The following is a 17230-nucleotide window of genomic DNA, read 5'->3' on the forward strand; positions in this document are numbered from 1 at the left end:
GGAATAAGTAAGATACAATGAAAGCAATGAGATCATCTTGAAGGAGATAAAAAAATGGAAAGAGTCATACTAACAGGCGACAGACCTTCTGGGAAATTACATTTAGGTCATTATGTCGGCTCATTAAAAACACGTGTAGCATTGCAAGAAGATGAAAATACAAACATGTTTGTCATGATTGCTGACCAGCAGGCTTTGACAGATAATGCAGATAATCCGCAAAAAGTAAAAGAAAGCGTCATGGAAGTCGCTTTGGATTATTTGGCGGTTGGACTGGATCCTGAGAAGACGACACTCTTCATTCAGTCTCAAATTCCACAACTGCCTGAACTAACCGTTTATTTGTTAAACTTAGTAACGGTATCCAGATTGCAGCGCAACCCGACAGTAAAAGCAGAAATTCAGCAAAAAGGCTTCAATGAAAGTGTTCCAGCAGGATTCTTTGTGTATCCCGTCAGTCAGGCTGCAGACATTACTGCCTTTAAAGCTACCCATGTACCGGTTGGGGATGACCAGAAACCAATGGTTGAACAGACGCGTGAGGTTGCAAGAGATTTTAACCGAATCTATGGAGAAGAGGTTTTAGTCGAACCCTCTATTATGCTGCCTCCTCAAGGTCAAGGGCGTTTAGTGGGCATTGATGGGAAAGGAAAAATGAGTAAATCTTTAAACAATGGAATTTATTTGTCAGACAGTGCGGATGACATTCAAAAGAAAGTCATGAGCATGTATACCGATCCAAACCACATTCGTGTGGAAGATCCGGGACAGGTAGAGGGCAATGTTGTCTTTACTTATTTAGATGTGTTTGATGATGATAAAGCTAAAGTTCAGGAATTGAAAGACCATTACCAGCGCGGCGGGTTAGGTGACGTTAAATTAAAACGCTACTTAAACGACGTCCTTCAAGCCAAACTGCAACCGATTCGTGAACGAAGAGAGTACTATGCTCAAGACAAAGGAGCCGTTTTGGCGATGCTGAAAGAAGGCAGTGAAAAAGCGGAAGCTGTTGCTGCTCAAACCTTGTCTGAAGTGAAACAAGCGATGGGAATCAACTATTATTAAATCGTAAATAATCACATAGATTAAGTCATTTTCCTTTTTTCATATTTAGGAAGATGACTTTTTTTATCGGAATATACGTCTATGAAGAAAAAATAGAACTTACTAAAAATAAGAGTTGCATTTATTGTCATACTTTATATAATAGATAGGTCACTAAAAATTTATTTTAGGATGGGTTCTGGAAAAACTCATCTAAGACCTTTAATCTTTTGACACTTCCATACATTATATTAGGAGGAAGATTAATGGAAACGTTAAGTATTCTATTAGTATTAACCGTCTTTGTTGCCGTAATCTTTGGATTATGGACCATGCAGAAAAAATACGTGGCCTTCTCTAAACGTGTTTTTGCTGGACTAGGCGCTGGGGTTGTATTCGGAGCAGTGATACAACTTTTATTTGGAGCAGATGGAGCTGTCACCCAGACATCCATTGATTGGATATCGATTGTGGGAACAGGTTACATTCGCTTTTTACAAATGCTTATTATGCCACTGGTGTTTGTTTCAATCGTGCGGGCCTTTACTAAAATTGAAGGCACGACCAATCTAGGTAAAATCAGTTCGACAGTATTGACGACATTACTGGGAACCACTGCCATAGCAGCCCTTGTAGGAATCGTCAGTGTCATGGTATTCAACTTGGATGGCGCTCAATTTGTTCAAGGAGCAGCTGAAACAGCTCGTATTGAACAAATTCAACAAACTCAGCAGCAGGTAGCGGATATCACATTGCCGCAGCAAATCATTAACTTTATTCCGGCTAATTTCTTTGCAGACTTAGCTAACACACGCGATACAAGTGTTATTGCCGTGGTTATCTTCTCAGTCTTTGTGGGTGTGTCTTATTTAGGAGTCAGACGTAAAGATCCGGAAAATGGAGAATTCTTCGAAAAAATTATCAGCAGTATTTATGCGATTGTTATGCGTATTGTGACATTGGTTCTTCGCTTAGCGCCTTTTGGTATCTTTGCATTAATGACACGGACCCTTGCCACAAGCAGTATCCAAGCACTAATTAACTTGGGAGTATTTATGATTGCCTCTTATGCGGCACTTATCACTATGTTTCTCATTCATTTAGCGATTATAGCAGCAGCCAAATTGAGTCCGATCCAGTATCTGAAAAAAACTTGGCCAGTACTCAGTTTTGCCTTTTCTAGTCGTTCAAGTGCGGGAGCCTTACCAATGAATATAGAAACTCAAAGAAAAGCACTGGGAGTCGATGATGCCTCTGCGAACTTCTCAGGCACATTCGGCTTGTCTATCGGACAAAACGGCTGTGCGGGAATTTACCCAGCTATGTTGGCAGCTATAGTTGCTCCAACAATGGGTATGGACATCTTTGATCCTATGGTCATTTTAACGATTGTTTTAATTGTTGTCATCAGTTCTTTTGGTGTAGCTGGTGTCGGTGGAGGCGCAACATTTGCGGCTTTAATCGTACTGGGTACATTAGGACTTCCGGTGACAATCGTTGGCTTAGTTATATCTGTTGAACCGATTATTGATATGGGACGCACCATGTTAAACGTTAATGACAGTATTTTAGCCGGTGTTTTATCTTCAAGAAGAATTAAATCTTTTGATGAGACAGTCTTTAACGAAGATACAGCTACAGTCCAAACGGAAATGTAAGCAAAATTAAAAGCTGATTCCAGTCTTATAATTGGAATCAGCTTTTTTAGTTATTTAGTTTTATTAGCGAATTTGTCCGTTCCCGAAAATGATGTACTTGGATGATGTTAATTCTTCTAACCCCATAGGTCCTCGCGCATGAAGTTTTTGAGTGCTGATACCAATCTCTGCCCCAAAACCGAATTCAAAACCGTCAGTATAGCGAGTCGACGCATTAACATAGACAGCAGCCGAATCGACTTCCTTATGAAATCGCTGGCTTGATTGGTAGTCATTCGTCACGATAGACTCAGAATGGCCTGTACTGTACTGATTGATGTGGCTGATGGCTTCATCAAGAGAAGAGACTACTTTAACAGCTAGAATATAATCCAAATATTCTGTTTCCCAATCCAGCTCAGTCGCAGGTACAGCCTTCTCTAAAAACTGGGATGCTTTTTCATCGGCTCGCAATTCCACATCCCAAGCAGTGAGTTCTTTTTCGATAAGCGGCAAGATACTCTCCGCCATACTTTCATGCACTAATAAGGTCTCAACTGCATTACAGACGGAAGGGCGACTTGTTTTGGCATTGACGATAATGTCTTTTGCCATCTCTCTGTCGGCTGTTTTGTCAATATAGACGTGACAATTTCCGGTGCCTGTCTCAATAATCGGAACCGTTGCGTTTTCGACAACAGCTTGAATTAAGCCAGCTCCTCCTCTAGGTATCAGCACATCTATATATCTGTTCAGGCGCATCATTTCATGCGATGATTCCCTCGACGTATCTTCCACTAACTGAATAGCTGCTTCTGGCATATCACACTTTTTCAATGCCCGGCGCAGACTATTGACGATGGCTAAATTGGAATGGAAAGCTTCTTTTCCACCTCTTAGAATAACCGCATTTCCGGACTTAAAGCAAAGACCGGCCGCGTCTGACGTGACATTCGGTCTCGCTTCATAAATAATGCCGACCACACCTAAAGGCACCGTCTGCTTTCCAATCTTCAGACCGGCTTCATTGGTCCACATACTGTCTACTAAGCCAATAGGGTCAGGTAACTGCACCATATCCTTTAAACCATTCGCCATAGATTCTATGCGTTCTTCTGATAATGTGAGTCTATCAAGTAAAGTTTCTGTTATACCTGCCTCTTTAGCTGTGTCAGTATCTTTTGTATTGGCGTCAAGAATGGTCTGTTTATCCTGTAATAGACTTTCTGCCATTTCTAACAACACGTTGTTTTTATCTTGTGTCGATGCCTGGGCTAATAAGCGTTCGACTTGTTTGGCTGCTTGTCCTAATTCAATTAAATTTTTCAATAGCCTACTCCTTTCTTTAAACGTCCTTCGTAAATAATGTGCCTTCTTCTTTTCCTTCGAGTATGCGGAAAAGAACCGTCACATCTGATCCATCAGCTAGGACCATACTTTTGTTCGCTTCAAGTACAATTTGAGCTGCATGCAATTTCGTAATCATGCCACCTGTTCCAAATCGTGTACTAGAATCGCCAGCTAGAGATAAAGTCTCTTCTGAGATGGCATGTATGGTATCGAAGCGTTTGGCATCTGGGTGTGTCGATGGGTTTTTATCATAAAAACCGTCGATATCTGAAAGCATGATAAGCAAGTCTGCCTGCGTCAATTCAAGAACGATAGCCGACAAGGTATCATTATCACCAAAACGGGTCAGATGGTCAAGTTCCTCAACGGATACCGTATCATTTTCATTAACGATTGGAATGATTTTTTTTGCTAATAACTGTTCAAACGTATTGATTGTGTTTTGTCTGCTAACAGGGAAATCTACGACATCTTTGGTCAGCAATACTTGCCCTATTTGGTGGCCGTAGTGATAGAAGAACTGACTGTATAAACTCATGAGCTCAGTCTGCCCTACCGCTGCGATGGCTTGCTGCTCAGGAATCGTAACAGGCCGTTTGGTCAGATTCAGTCGAGCCAATCCCACGCCGATAGCTCCAGAAGAGACTAGAATCACTTCCTTGCCACTATTTCTCAAGTCACTGAGCACAAAGGAGAGTTTCTCCATCTGCTGTAAATTAATCGCTCCATTGGAGTACATAAGTGTACTGGTCCCAACTTTAACCACTATTCGCTTACTCTTTTTTATTTGTTCACGTAGATTATTCATCGTCTTACCCCATACTTTCTATTGTTCTTCATACAGTATAGCAACTCATTGCACTTAACTCCATATCAATCGTTTCTCATTTATTTATCAAAAATTTAAGCAGTGACTACGCATGTTTCAATAGTATCTATAAGTTGCCTGCTGGAACATGTACGCATAAACTTATAAACGGATGGGATTCGTTAGGAAGAAAAACAGTTCTAAAGGAGAGCATTGATACTCTCTTTTAAAACTGTTTCCACTATTATTCGTTCTGATAATTCATAATACTATAATTATTAAGCAATAATTCATAATTACGAACGTCTTGTGAATCTTTGACATCTATAAACCCAGTAAATAAGGTCTCTTGGGTTTCTAAATCTATTACTTGAAACAAAGGACGACTTACTTCATTTGAATAATCATTTTCATAAGCATATAGTTTGCCGTCAATTATGTGGAGATTGGTAGAATTTGGATCATGATGATATAAATCGCCTCTTCCGATTCTTGGCGTAGCCATTTCCAATGAGCCAATTCTATCAAGTTCCTGAGTTTCAATATGCATTTCATGTATCTCTATAGTATCACCTAGATTTTTACCTACATAAACGGTGTCTTCTTCTGCTAAGACAATTGTCTGGCTGTCTTCGAAAGCAGGAATATCAATCACTTCATTTGTCTGGATGTCATAAACATAATGCTCTCCAGAAGGGATTTCTGTTTCCGTATATCCACCGTCATAATACTCTAGATCTGGTTGGTCTCTCATATAGATAGGGATATAGCGACCAGTATCGGAGGCTGACGAGGATATATTTAGAATAGATTCAGAAGCATCTAATTCAGCTGTCAAATTTAAAATGGGTTCTAAAGTCTCTACAGGTTCCTCAATATTAAATGTATAGACAAAATAATTATCCATATAATCGCCAGATATATGCTCACTGGTAATAATGGTTAGCTCAGGATAATTAACGTAAGATGTGACGACGTTGACAGAATGTGTTTCTCCGGTCTGGTTGTTTAAGTCAACTTCAAATTCTTTTTCTTCTTCTGATTCCTTATCTAATACAGCAACGGTTAAGTTATTTGCATCATATTGAGTCCAATCAACGTCGTGTGCCATTCCAGTATAAATAAGATGCTCATCGGTTTCAGTAAGTAGAGCAGAATTACGGCTTTTTCCTCTCATAAAGGACCGATGATTTTCCACTACACGATTTGCTGTAGCGTTATACTCAAAGTCCATTTGTTTCAGAAAGGAAAGATCACTTAGTGAACGCATATGACCACTGGAGTGAATAAATGTATTAAGGTTCCTGTATGTACTAGTAGAGTACACATTCCCAATAAATTCGACATGATCAAAATGACTGATATCTCCTTCGTCAGTGATAATAGCAACATCGGTTCGACCGTCGCCTGCATAGGTTTGATAAAATCCGAATCCTAAAAAACTTAATAAAATGAAAGTTAAGAACCCAAATAATTTAGATTGTTTATTCATATTGCCATTCCTTTCTATATGGTTACCTTATGGTTTAATAAGTAACGGCTGACTACAATAGAGACGACACCAATCATGAGCAAAAGAATACTCACCAAAATGGCTAACTCTGAATCATAAAGAATATATCGATTATTCAGAATATTCCCTAAAGCAAATGGGGCAAGAGTGATAATCAAGGCAATTAAACCATAAGCCATTCCCATGACAACTCCTTTTATTGAAAAGCTTCTCTCCATTAAAATCATTGTAAATAAGACAAGTAAGAAGACCACTCCTATTCCGATAGCATAGAAGAACATCCCTGATTCGATAGGTAAAACATAGTGGAAAGTGACTTGTGAATAAAGCATTTGTATGAAAGTAGTTGCTTGTAAAAATTCAGTCGGAACGATAGCTTGACCTATCTGATACCCAATGTATAAAGAAATCAGTTGAATAGATACAAGACTGAAAATACCGACAAATATAATAAGGAGTTTTGAAAAGTAAATGTGTATTCTTGAAATAGGAAGCATGAGCAGTCGGTAGGCAAAAGTATTTTTTCCGAACCATTCTCTATACCAGATAAAAAAGGAATAAAAAAGAAATGCAATAATCCCTAGTGCGACAGGACCAATAACCCAAAAGGAGTGAGTCACTCTGTCAAAGGAAAAATAATCAAACTGCTCAAGAGCTTGCTGAGTAGAGCTGTTTTCCTGCACAACAAACTGATTAATGCGGTTTGTATACTGCATAGGTAAGAGTATAAAACCAACCAAATTCGAAATAACTGTTACTCCTATCAAAGTCAAAAGAAATTTAAATAAGCGATTTAATTCAAAAGATGTTAAATGTACAAATGATTTTAATGATTTATTCATCCGTTATATACCTCCCTCATAACATCGACTACGGACTTGCCTTCTGTTTCTCGCATGTGTTCAGCATTGAATTCCTTATAGACCACTCCATTATCGAGCAGGACGACTTTGTCTATTAAGTGCTCAATGTCATGAATTTCATGAGTAGTAATGAGTACGCCACGGTTTTCAACTAAATCGCTGCTGAAGACATCAGTTATTTGTTCGCGAGTAAAGATATCAATACCAGAGAAGGGCTCATCCATTAAAATATATTCGACATCAAGAGCCAGCCCCATGAGTAAATTCACTTTTGCCTGGTTCCCTTTGGATAATTCCGAAATTTTATCTTGCGGATTCAAGCGAAAGAAACGAACAATGTCTTTTGCGCGCTTAGCATTCCATACATCATAATAGTCACTCATAAAATCCATGGCTTCCTGCACAGTCATATGGGGCAGCATGATGGCTGCGTCTGGTATAAAAGTGATTTTGTTGTAGGACTTATGAGTCAGCTGTTCACCATCTATTAAGATGTTACCCTTTTTTATAGGGGTTAATTTCATAATAGCATTGAGTATGGTCGTCTTACCGACACCGTTGACCCCGACTAAGCAAGTAATTTCTCCCTTTTCAGCTGTGAAGGAAACGCCATTCAATACTTTTTTTCTACCGAAACTTTTGTATATATCTTTGACTTCAATCATTTACTTATCCTTCTTTCTTGTGGAAATTTCCTCTTCTATTAAAGCAAGCAAATCATCTAACGATATATCAACGGGATCAATAGCGGAAACAAATTGACTAATCGCTTGGTTCAACCATTCTTTCTTGAGTTGTCGTAGGACATTCGGGTCTTCGGTTATTTTGCTGGGCTTATTCGGTTCTGTATAAAGCAATTGTTGTTCCTCCATTTCACTGAATGCCCGTTGAACGGTATTCGGATTTATTTTCAACTGATTTGCGAGTTGTCTGCGGGACGGCATTTCTTCACCAGGTTTTAACTCACCCGATACAATGAGACGCTTGAAGTAATGCATCACTTGCAAATAAATAGGGTCTCTTTTATTGAAGGTAACATTCAAAAGAGTCAGTCCTTTCTGTTTAAGGTACAATCTGTATTAAGTTATTAGTACACTATGAGCAAAAAACTGTATGAATCACATAATACATCTGTCAGGTGTATTATATACATGGTACACTTTGGAAGTCAACTCTTTATTTCAATCTTTTGTTAAGTGAGTCATTCAAGCGTATGAACGTGCGGGTAAATTTCAACCATTTATACCTATAAAAAGAAGAGTATTTAGAAAAACTTGGTATTAGAATTCAACTCTATCACATTAAAGAAAATAAAAATGAAGTGTGCACCTTGATTAATGAATCCAAGCCTTTATGCACTTTCTTTATTCTACTTCGTCAATTAATAAATTGACAGTCTGGTCGTATAAAAGCAGTTTATAAGACCTCGTCCTAAGTAAAGACCTTTCTCTGGTCGAATAAAGTTAGAAACAATATAAGTTCGACACTTTGTTCATTCACTATCCTATTAAATTAGAGGACATCGTCAGTGTAACCCCTGATGGCACCTTTATAAAAAAGCTCTCTTTAAGCTGTTAGGTAACAGTCTAAAGAGAGCATGTATTATTTATCTAAAAGTATTAGCTAATTTAGTGTAAATTTTTCCATGTTTCTGACCAGTCGTTAACTGACGTTTCAAGCTGTAGTAAGAGCCGAGGAGAGGAATCAGTGCGGCAACCCAAGCAAGTGGATTAGCCAAACCGACACCGACGAACCCCATTGAATGGGACAGTAATAGAACGGCACCGACTCGAGCGACTAATTCAAACAGACCAGCAAGGGTAGGGGCTGTACTTTTGCCCAAACCTTGTAAAGTATAGCGGTGTACGATAAGTGTAGCCAAGAATACATATAAAGATGAGTTTGTCATAAAGTATAGACGGGACATTTCTAAGATTTCAGGATTTTCTGCACCGACAAATAACATGGCAAGTTGACGACCAAATACAACAAGGATAAGACCTACAACCGTACTGTAAAGGAGAGAGACTTTCAATATTTTGCTGACGCCTTCCCAAACGCGATCCAATTTACCTGCACCGTAGTTTTGAGCTGTATACGTGGCCATAGTGACCCCCACAGCCATTAATGGCTTAGTGGCTAGAGAATCGATTTTTTGAGCTGCCGTTGTAGCTGCTACTGCTTCAGGACCTAATGTATTTAAAGTCATTGAAACAGCAATCATACCGATAGCGATAATGGAGGTTTGGAAGCCCATCGGGAAAGCAATGCTAGCATGTTCTTTAATTTGCTTCCATCCAGCACTCCAGTCTTCCTTATAGATGCGGAACATGGGAACATTTCGTTTAATATAGATTAACCCGATAATAGCTGAGACGAACTGAGCGATAACTGTGGCTAAAGAAGCCCCCGCTACTCCCATATTAAAGACAAGGATAAACACTAAATCCAGTACGACGTTTAAAACAGATGCAATAGCTAAGAAAACAAGCGGTGCGCGGGTGTTACCAATGGCTCTTAGTAAGTTCGAGATTAAGTTAAATAGAACTACGGCTGACATACCTAAGAAGGAGATTCTTAAATAACGAAACGCATAATCGAATAACTCCACGGGTGTGTTCATAAATTCTAAAATAGGGCGAGTAAAAGTGACGGCTAAAACGGATAAGACAATACTAGCGATTCCAGCGATAATGACACTGGCAGCTAAATTTTCACGAATGCCTTTTTCATCTTTTTTACCAAAGCGCTGCGCAGTGATCACAGACAAGCCAGATGTTAATCCAATAGCTAAACCTAATACGAGAACATTAATGCTGTTTGTGGACCCAACTGCTGCAAAAGCTTCGACTCCGATAGTCTGACTGATAATGTACGTGTCTGCCATTTGATATAATTGCTGTAATAAGTTTCCTAATACTAAAGGAAGGGTAAATAATACGATTAATTTTAAAGGGCTGCCTTTGGTCATATCTTTATTCATGTCAATTTCCTCCTGTTGATTTTCAAAAATAGCTTTTAAATTGTTGTTTTCATTGGTTTTCATTGTTGAGCCTTTGAACTAGTATAGGCTCATTCTGAAATAATGCAACCCTTAAATCTATAAAAATATGACAGTGTTGTGAACTTTAGAAATGGTGTCGTTTACATAGTGAAACAAATAAAAAAGAGCGCGAAATGCGCTCTTTCTGTCTTATTTTCCTCTAAGTGTTGAAGCTTTTAGTCGAGGAACGACTTCCTCTTCATTCGTCACTTCTAATCGACCAGATAGGTCACGTTTCGTTGCACGATAGGTCCAGACAAGTGGAATAACTGCCGCTATCCAAGCCAGTGGGTTAGAGACAACCGCTCCTAAAAATCCGAAATGGGCTGAAAGGAATACAGCTCCTAATATACGTGCAAGTAATTCTCCAATTCCAGCTACGGTTGGCGCTAAACTGTTTCCAAGACCTTGGAGGGTAAAACGAATAATAAACAATACAGATAAGACAGCATATAAAGAAGAGTTCGTTAAAAAGTACTGTTGAATCATCTGCATCACATCAGGTGACGCATTGGTACCGACAAACAGAGTGGTAAACTGTCTTCCCCATAAGATAAAGACAAGGCCAATAATAATACTGTATGTGACACTCATCTTGAGAGCCTGATTGACTCCAAACCATATACGGTTAAATTTACGCGCTCCATAGTTTTGCGCGGCATAAGTAGACATCGCCACACCGAAAGAGTGTAAGGGCATCATCGCAAAGGATTCAATCTTTTGGGAGGCTGTATAAGCAGCAATAGCGTCTGCGCCTAGACGATTGAGCGTAATGGTAATGGCGATGGATCCAATGGCTATAATAGAAGATTGAAACCCGTAAGGAAGACCGATACGCAGATGTTCTTTAAATTCCTCTGTATTTAACGCCCAGTCTTCTTTATAGATGCGTATAAAAGGAACTTTCTTCCATATATAGAGAAGACATAAGACACTGGAAGTGATTTGCGACGTAATCGTTGCTAATCCAGCACCAGCTATTCCCATATCAAAAAGGAGAATAAAGACATAATCTAAAACAATATTTAGAATAGACGTCACGATCAAAAAGTATAGAGGCGTTTTACTGTCCCCTAAAGCACGTAGAATGTTGGCTAAGTAATTAAAAAGAACAACGGCCCCGAGTCCTTTGAATAAAATATTGATATAGTCATAGGCGTACTGATAGGTTTCTTCAGGCGTCTGCATCAGTGTTAAAATTTCATGAGTAAAGGTAGTCGTTAGAAAGGTTAAAGCAACAGCAATAATGACGCTGATAATTAATCCTGTAGCTAAACTCTTTCTAAGCGCTTTTTCATCATTTCTACCAAACCGCTGGGCCGTAACCACTGCTAAACCAGCTGTTACCCCAATGGCTAGTCCAAGAATGAGCATTTGAAGACTAAGGGTGGAACCGATAGCTGAAAAAGCCGTCACTCCAATCGTCTGACTGACAATAAAAGCGTCTGCCATATTATAAAATTGCTGGAATATATTTCCAATTAATAAAGGAATAGTAAAAGCAAGAATCAATTTAGTTGGGCTTCCGTGTGTCATATCTTTTTTCATAAGTATCCTCCTGGAATCAGCTCTACATTCAATAGAGTATAGATGTATGCATCGTTAAGTATTTAAAATAATCGTATAGAACGAATAAATGAGTATGATACCAGACTATTATAGACCTCTATTTAGAAAACACAAGGGAATTTACACTCATTTTACAATTAATTCTCTTGACATTTTTTTTGAGTCTAGTAACGTATCTAAAGAAGAAACTAAACGGAAAAGAAAGACAGAGAAAAAGAATAGGTGGCTATGATGAAAGATTTTATAACAGAGACCATTAAAGAAGAGAGTATCCACTCTCTAAAAAGATTAATAGCTATTCCATCAATTAATACAACTCAAAATAACGAATTGGCTTTTCCTCCCTTTGGAAAAGAAATTGACAAAGCCTTAAAAGAGACCCTACAGATATGTGATAAATTAGGAATGGATACCTTTTATGATCCAGAAGGATACTATGGTTTTGCCGAGTATGGCCAAGGAAGTGAAACCGTAGGGGTTTTGTGTCATTTAGACGTTGTACCAGAAGGTGACCGTGACAAATGGCAGTCCGACCCATTTGAATTAACCGAACGCAAAGGGGTTTTATACGGTCGAGGCGTGCAGGATGATAAAGGTCCCACTATAGCTGCCTTATACGCCCTAAAGTCAGTCATGGATGCAGGTGAAACATTTAATAGAAAAATCCGATTCATATTCGGAACAGATGAAGAAACGTTATGGCGTTGTATGCGTATGTATAAAAAACACGAAACCCTCCCTAATTTTGGTTTTGTTCCGGATGGCAGCTTTCCTTTGACTTATGCAGAAAAAGGCTTGCTACAGGTAAGAATGACTGGCCCTGGTGCAGCTAAAATGCGTGTAAAATGTGGCCAGTCACCCAATGTTGTTCCTGATTATGCAGAATATACGTCTGGAAACATCAAGGAACTGACTGCTGTCTTTCAGAATATGCGCATCCCTTATAAGGTTGAGGGAGAAAAAATTATAGTCCATGGAAAAACAGCTCATTCCAGTGTGGCTCATGAAGGAAAAAATGCGATTGCTATTTTAGCTAAAGGACTCGTGAGTGTTCAACCTCACCCAGTCATATCGTTAATAGCTGAAAAAATAGGACTCGAGACAAACGGAGAGTCGTTATTCGGAAAAGTAATAAAAGACAGATCAGGCGAGTTGACATTAAATGTCGGGAAATTAGAAATCACCGATACCTCATCTGAACTTGTATTAGATATACGCATCCCTGTTTCCTATGATAAAGAAGAGATAGAAGAAAAATTGAAAACGGTGGGTGCGCTGTATGGTATGGATTATCAAATCATAGACTATCTTCCATCCCATCATATACCTGTAGAAAGTGACCTTGTTCAAACTCTATGGTCTATCTATAGAGAGAAAACAGGGGATACAACCGTACCGAACACATCTGGTGGTGTATCTTTTGCTCGAGCCATGCCTCATTTTGTCGCATTCGGGGCACGTTTTCCAGAAGTGAGAAGCACTGCCCATCAAGAAAATGAATGTATGACTGTAGATAATTTTTACAAAGCTCTATCTATATACGCAGAAACTATTTACCAGCTATGCTGTACAGCATAGACAGATTATAAATTAAGCGGAGGGATTCATATGGAAGATGAAAAAGTTATCGGTATTCTTGGAGGAATGGGGCCAGAAGCAACGGCTAGTCTTTACATGAAACTAATCAAAGCTACTCCTGTCTCCAAAGATCAAGATCACCATCGCGTGCTTATTGATAGTAACCCAAAGATACCAGACCGCACCCAAGCGATACTTTACGGAGGTCCTTCCCCCTTAGAGGAAATGATCAAGACAGCTAACCGTTTGGAAAAAGCAGGAGCTACCGTTATAGTCATGCCCTGTATCACAGCCCATTATTTTTATGAAGACTTGAGTCAAGCTGTCTCTATTCCTATCTATCATGTTCTTAAAGGCCTTAATGATTATATTAAAGACACCTATCCCCACGAGAAGAAGATAGGCGTTTTATCTACAACAGCTACACAGGAAATGCAGCTTTTCCAAAAAGCACTAAAAGGAGTAGAGATCCTTCATCCAAATAAAAGTATCCAAGAAAACAAAGTCATGGAAGCTATATATGGAGAAGAAGGAATCAAGCGGGGCGGAGAAGTCAGCGGCACCAAACAACTGTTAAAAGAAGCAGCAAATTATCTAATCAAAGAAAAGCAATGTGAACTGATTATAGGGGGCTGTACAGAAATTGAACTGGCCTTAAAGTCTGAAGATATATCTGTTCCATTCATTGACCCTATGAAAGTCGCTGCTGAAGTATTAGTAAAAGAAACGAACTGAGCTAAGAAGACTGAGTGTCTCTAGCTCAGTTTTTTTATTATAGTGTCCACTCATAGAAATAGTTTAATCGAGTGGATACAATAGAAACTTTTATTATTTTTCTTTAACTGGGCCCTTGACTTCAATCGTTTACGAGTGTAAACTATAAATAACCGATACGATTACATTCGTAAACAAAGGAGGTTAGCACATGAAGGAAAACCAGATTTCACCAGCAGAATGGGAAATTATGCGAGTCGTTTGGACGACTCACCCTATAACCAGTACAGAAATATATAATATATTACAGGAGAAAACAAATTGGAAACTTCCTACAACAAAGACCTTAATTGGACGCTTAGTTAAAAAAGGCATGCTGACAACTCAAACAAAAGGGCGGAAGTATGAGTACTCACCAGCTGTTACAGAAAAACAGAGCATAAAAGAAACGACGGATGCCTTACTTGAGCAAGTGTGCTCGACTAAAGTAGGTCAAACCATTGAAGTGATGTTAGAAAACAGTGTGTTAAGTCAAGATGATCTAGCATCATTAGAACAATTAATAGAAGAAAAGAAAAAAACGGCCCCGGAAGTGGTTGCTTGTAATTGTACACCGGGCCAATGTGACTGCAGACATGAAGGAGGAAAATAAGTGAATACAAAATCATATGCAATCGAAGGCATGACCTGTGCGGCCTGTGCATCCAATGTGGAGAGAACAGCCAAAAAAGTATCTGGAGTCGTTGAAGCCTCCGTCAATTTGGCCGCAGACAAATTAAATCTGAAGATTGATGAAACACAATTTGATGCGGATAGTCTAGCCCAAGAAATTGATGCCAGCGGGTATACGGTTGTTATGCCTCAATTAGTGACGCGTTCATTTGATGTGGAAGGAATGACCTGTGCTTCCTGTTCAGCGACAGTGGAAAAGACGGCTGGGAAAATGGACGGGATGGAGAAGGCCTCAGTTAACTTAGCAACAGAAAAACTGACGGTCACTTATAATCCTTTGACCTTATCTGTCCGAGATATTGCCGATGCTGTTTCTAAAGCAGGGTATCAGGCCCACCTTGAGCAGGAAGAACAAAGGGAGACGTCTACAGTAGAAGAAACAGAAAAAGAGTCAAAAGAAGAGGTTTTAAGAAAGCGAACGATTTTATCTGCTATCTTTACACTTCCTTTAATGTATGTATCCATGGGTCCGATGATAAGCTTACCCATGCCTGCTTTATTTGACCATATGGAAAGCCCGGCCTTATTCTCTTTATTACAGTTAGCTTTAACGATTCCGATTGTGTGGTCAGGCAAATCCTATTTTGAACAAGGCTTCAAAACTTTGTTTAAAGGACACCCTAACATGAACTCACTCATATCATTAGGTGTTTCTGCGGCTTTCCTTTATAGTTTAGTCGCCACATTTGGGATTGTATTCCAGGGGGCAGACTTAGCTATGATGTTATACTACGAAACAGCTGGAGTCATTTTGGCTTTTCATACACTCGGAAAATATTTAGAAGAACGTTCAAAAGGAAGAATGTCAGAAGCCATACAGAAATTGATGGATTTAGCCCCGAAAACGGCTCGAGTGGTGCATGATGGGGTGGAAGAAGAAGTGGCTATCGAAGAAGTCGCGCCAGGAGATATTATAAGAGTCCGGCCTGGAGAAAAAATGCCTGTTGATGGTACAATTATAAGTGGACGGACGGCCGTAGACGAATCGATGCTGACTGGAGAGAGTATGCCGGTTGAAAAGATGAAGGGCGATGCCGTCATAGGAGCAAGCATGAACAAAAACGGTTCAATTGATTACCGTGCTACAAAAGTAGGAAAAGATACGACTCTTTCGCAAATTATTCAGTTAGTAGAAGAAGCACAAGGATCGAAAGCACCTATTGCTAAACTGGCAGATATCATTACAGGTTATTTCGTTCCCATTGTCATTGCTTTAGCTGTTATTTCAGGACTAGTCTGGTTGATTATCGGAGAAGGGTTCATCTTCTCATTGACTATTCTTATTTCTGTTTTAGTTATCGCCTGTCCGTGTGCGTTAGGACTAGCCACACCAACCGCTATCATGGTAGGAACAGGCAAAGGGGCTGAACACGGTGTTTTAATTAAAAGTGGAGAAGCTTTAGAAACCATTCATAATGTAGATACTGTTGTCTTTGATAAGACAGGTACCTTAACGGAAGGGAAACCAGTAGTCACAGATATTGTACTAAGCGAAACAGCCCAATTTGACGAAACATCTATCTTATATCTGGCGGCAACTGCCGAAAAAGGAAGCGAGCATCCTTTAGGAGAAGCAATCGTTAAAGAGGCAGAAGACCGTTCACTCACTTTAGGAGAAGCCGCTCACTTTGAAGCCATTCCTGGCCAAGGATTGAAAGCGGAAGTGGATCAGAACGTCATCTTCTTTGGGAATAAGAAACTGATGACCGAACAAGCGATTGAGATTACCCACTTAGAAGAAGAAGCCAATCGTTTAGCGGATGAAGGAAAGACCCCGATGTATTTATCCATTGATGGAGTGGGCCAAGGTTTAATTGCAGTGGCAGACACACTCAAAGAAAACAGTGTGGAAACCATTCGAGCCTTACAAGAGCGGGGAATTGAAGTAGCCATGATTACAGGAGACAACACACGAACAGCTCATGCTGTAGCTAAACTGGCTGGCATTGACCGCGTTTTAAGTGATGTTTTACCTGAAGATAAAGCCAATGAAGTGAAAAAGCTTCAGAGTGAAGGCATGAAAGTGGCCATGGTTGGAGACGGCATTAATGATGCGCCTGCCTTGGCTCAAGCAGACATTGGAATAGCCATTGGCTCGGGCACGGATGTCGCCGTAGAATCCGCAGATGTTGTTTTGATGCGTGATGATGTGAAAGAAGTGCTGACGGCCATAGAGTTAAGTGAAGACACACTGAAAAACATTAAGCAAAATCTATTCTGGGCTTTTGCCTATAATATTGTAGGGATTCCGATAGCGATGGGGCTGTTATATTTACTAGGAGGACCTTTATTGAGTCCTGTGTTCGCAGCTGTTGCTATGAGCTTCAGTTCAGTGTCTGTTTTGCTGAATGCATTGAGGTTGAAAAAGTTCAAACCAAC

14 protein-coding genes are annotated in these 17230 nt (G+C 39.6%); 6 read left to right on the plus strand and 8 right to left on the minus strand.

The features are described 5' to 3' along the window. Positions 1–54: 54 nt before the first annotated feature. Positions 55–1065, plus strand: coding sequence for a tryptophan--tRNA ligase (trpS, locus tag ABDZ53_RS12160; protein WP_343756889.1), 1011 nt, complete (start codon positions 55–57; stop codon positions 1063–1065). Between the two features lie 245 nt (positions 1066–1310). Further along, positions 1311–2702 carry an L-cystine transporter gene (locus ABDZ53_RS12165; protein WP_343756890.1) on the plus strand — a complete coding sequence of 464 codons (1392 nt, stop codon included), beginning with the start codon at positions 1311–1313 and terminating at the stop codon, positions 2700–2702. Positions 2703–2765: 63 nt separating this feature from the next. Here the strand turns inward: ABDZ53_RS12165 and ABDZ53_RS12170 are convergent, their stop codons facing one another. From ABDZ53_RS12170 to ABDZ53_RS12205, 8 genes are all read right to left on the minus strand, one after another. Continuing rightward, entirely contained in the window at positions 2766–4010 is a 1245-nt protein-coding gene (locus ABDZ53_RS12170; protein WP_343756892.1) for a glutamate-5-semialdehyde dehydrogenase, read from the minus strand. Between the two features lie 16 nt (positions 4011–4026). Then, positions 4027–4839, minus strand: coding sequence for a glutamate 5-kinase (gene proB, locus ABDZ53_RS12175; RefSeq protein ID WP_343756894.1), 813 nt, complete (start codon positions 4837–4839; stop codon positions 4027–4029). A 244-nt stretch (positions 4840–5083) separates the two neighbouring features. After that, positions 5084–6331, minus strand: coding sequence for a hypothetical protein (locus ABDZ53_RS12180; RefSeq protein WP_343756896.1), 1248 nt, complete (start codon positions 6329–6331; stop codon positions 5084–5086). Between the two features lie 14 nt (positions 6332–6345). Beyond that, positions 6346–7194: a hypothetical protein gene (locus tag ABDZ53_RS12185; protein WP_343756898.1), complete on the minus strand. Its 849-nt coding sequence runs from the start codon at positions 7192–7194 to the stop codon at positions 6346–6348. Further along, entirely contained in the window at positions 7191–7880 is a 690-nt protein-coding gene (locus ABDZ53_RS12190) for an ABC transporter ATP-binding protein (RefSeq protein ID WP_343756900.1), read from the minus strand. Before ABDZ53_RS12190 ends, ABDZ53_RS12185 begins: the two co-directional genes overlap by 4 nt. Then, positions 7881–8258, minus strand: coding sequence for a GntR family transcriptional regulator (locus ABDZ53_RS12195; protein ID WP_343756902.1), 378 nt, complete (start codon positions 8256–8258; stop codon positions 7881–7883). 563 nt (positions 8259–8821) lie between these two features. After that, positions 8822–10198: an MATE family efflux transporter gene (locus tag ABDZ53_RS12200; RefSeq protein ID WP_343756904.1), complete on the minus strand. Its 1377-nt coding sequence runs from the start codon at positions 10196–10198 to the stop codon at positions 8822–8824. 210 nt (positions 10199–10408) lie between these two features. Continuing rightward, on the minus strand, positions 10409–11806 hold the full coding sequence (locus ABDZ53_RS12205; protein WP_343756906.1) for an MATE family efflux transporter: 1398 nt from the start codon (positions 11804–11806) through the stop codon (positions 10409–10411). A 252-nt stretch (positions 11807–12058) separates the two neighbouring features. On the opposite strand from ABDZ53_RS12205, the gene ABDZ53_RS12210 reads away from it, so the two are divergent. The 4 genes from ABDZ53_RS12210 to ABDZ53_RS12225 all read left to right on the plus strand — a co-directional run. Then, positions 12059–13405 (plus strand): Sapep family Mn(2+)-dependent dipeptidase, encoded by a 1347-nt coding sequence (locus ABDZ53_RS12210; protein WP_343756908.1) that lies wholly within the window; start codon positions 12059–12061, stop codon positions 13403–13405. Positions 13406–13435: 30 nt separating this feature from the next. Next, complete coding sequence (gene cuyB, locus ABDZ53_RS12215; RefSeq protein ID WP_343756910.1) at positions 13436–14140, plus strand: cysteate racemase; 705 nt, start codon at positions 13436–13438, stop codon at positions 14138–14140. Between the two features lie 190 nt (positions 14141–14330). Further along, on the plus strand, positions 14331–14771 hold the full coding sequence (locus ABDZ53_RS12220) for a CopY/TcrY family copper transport repressor (protein WP_343756912.1): 441 nt from the start codon (positions 14331–14333) through the stop codon (positions 14769–14771). Next, positions 14772–17230, plus strand: a 2459-nt coding sequence (locus ABDZ53_RS12225; protein WP_343756914.1) for a heavy metal translocating P-type ATPase, incomplete at its 3' end; no start/stop codon positions are given.

It is taken from the genome of Alkalibacterium iburiense, from assembly GCF_039521845.1.
In the GTDB taxonomy this organism is placed as follows: Bacteria; Bacillota; Bacilli; order Lactobacillales; family Carnobacteriaceae_A; genus Alkalibacterium; species Alkalibacterium iburiense.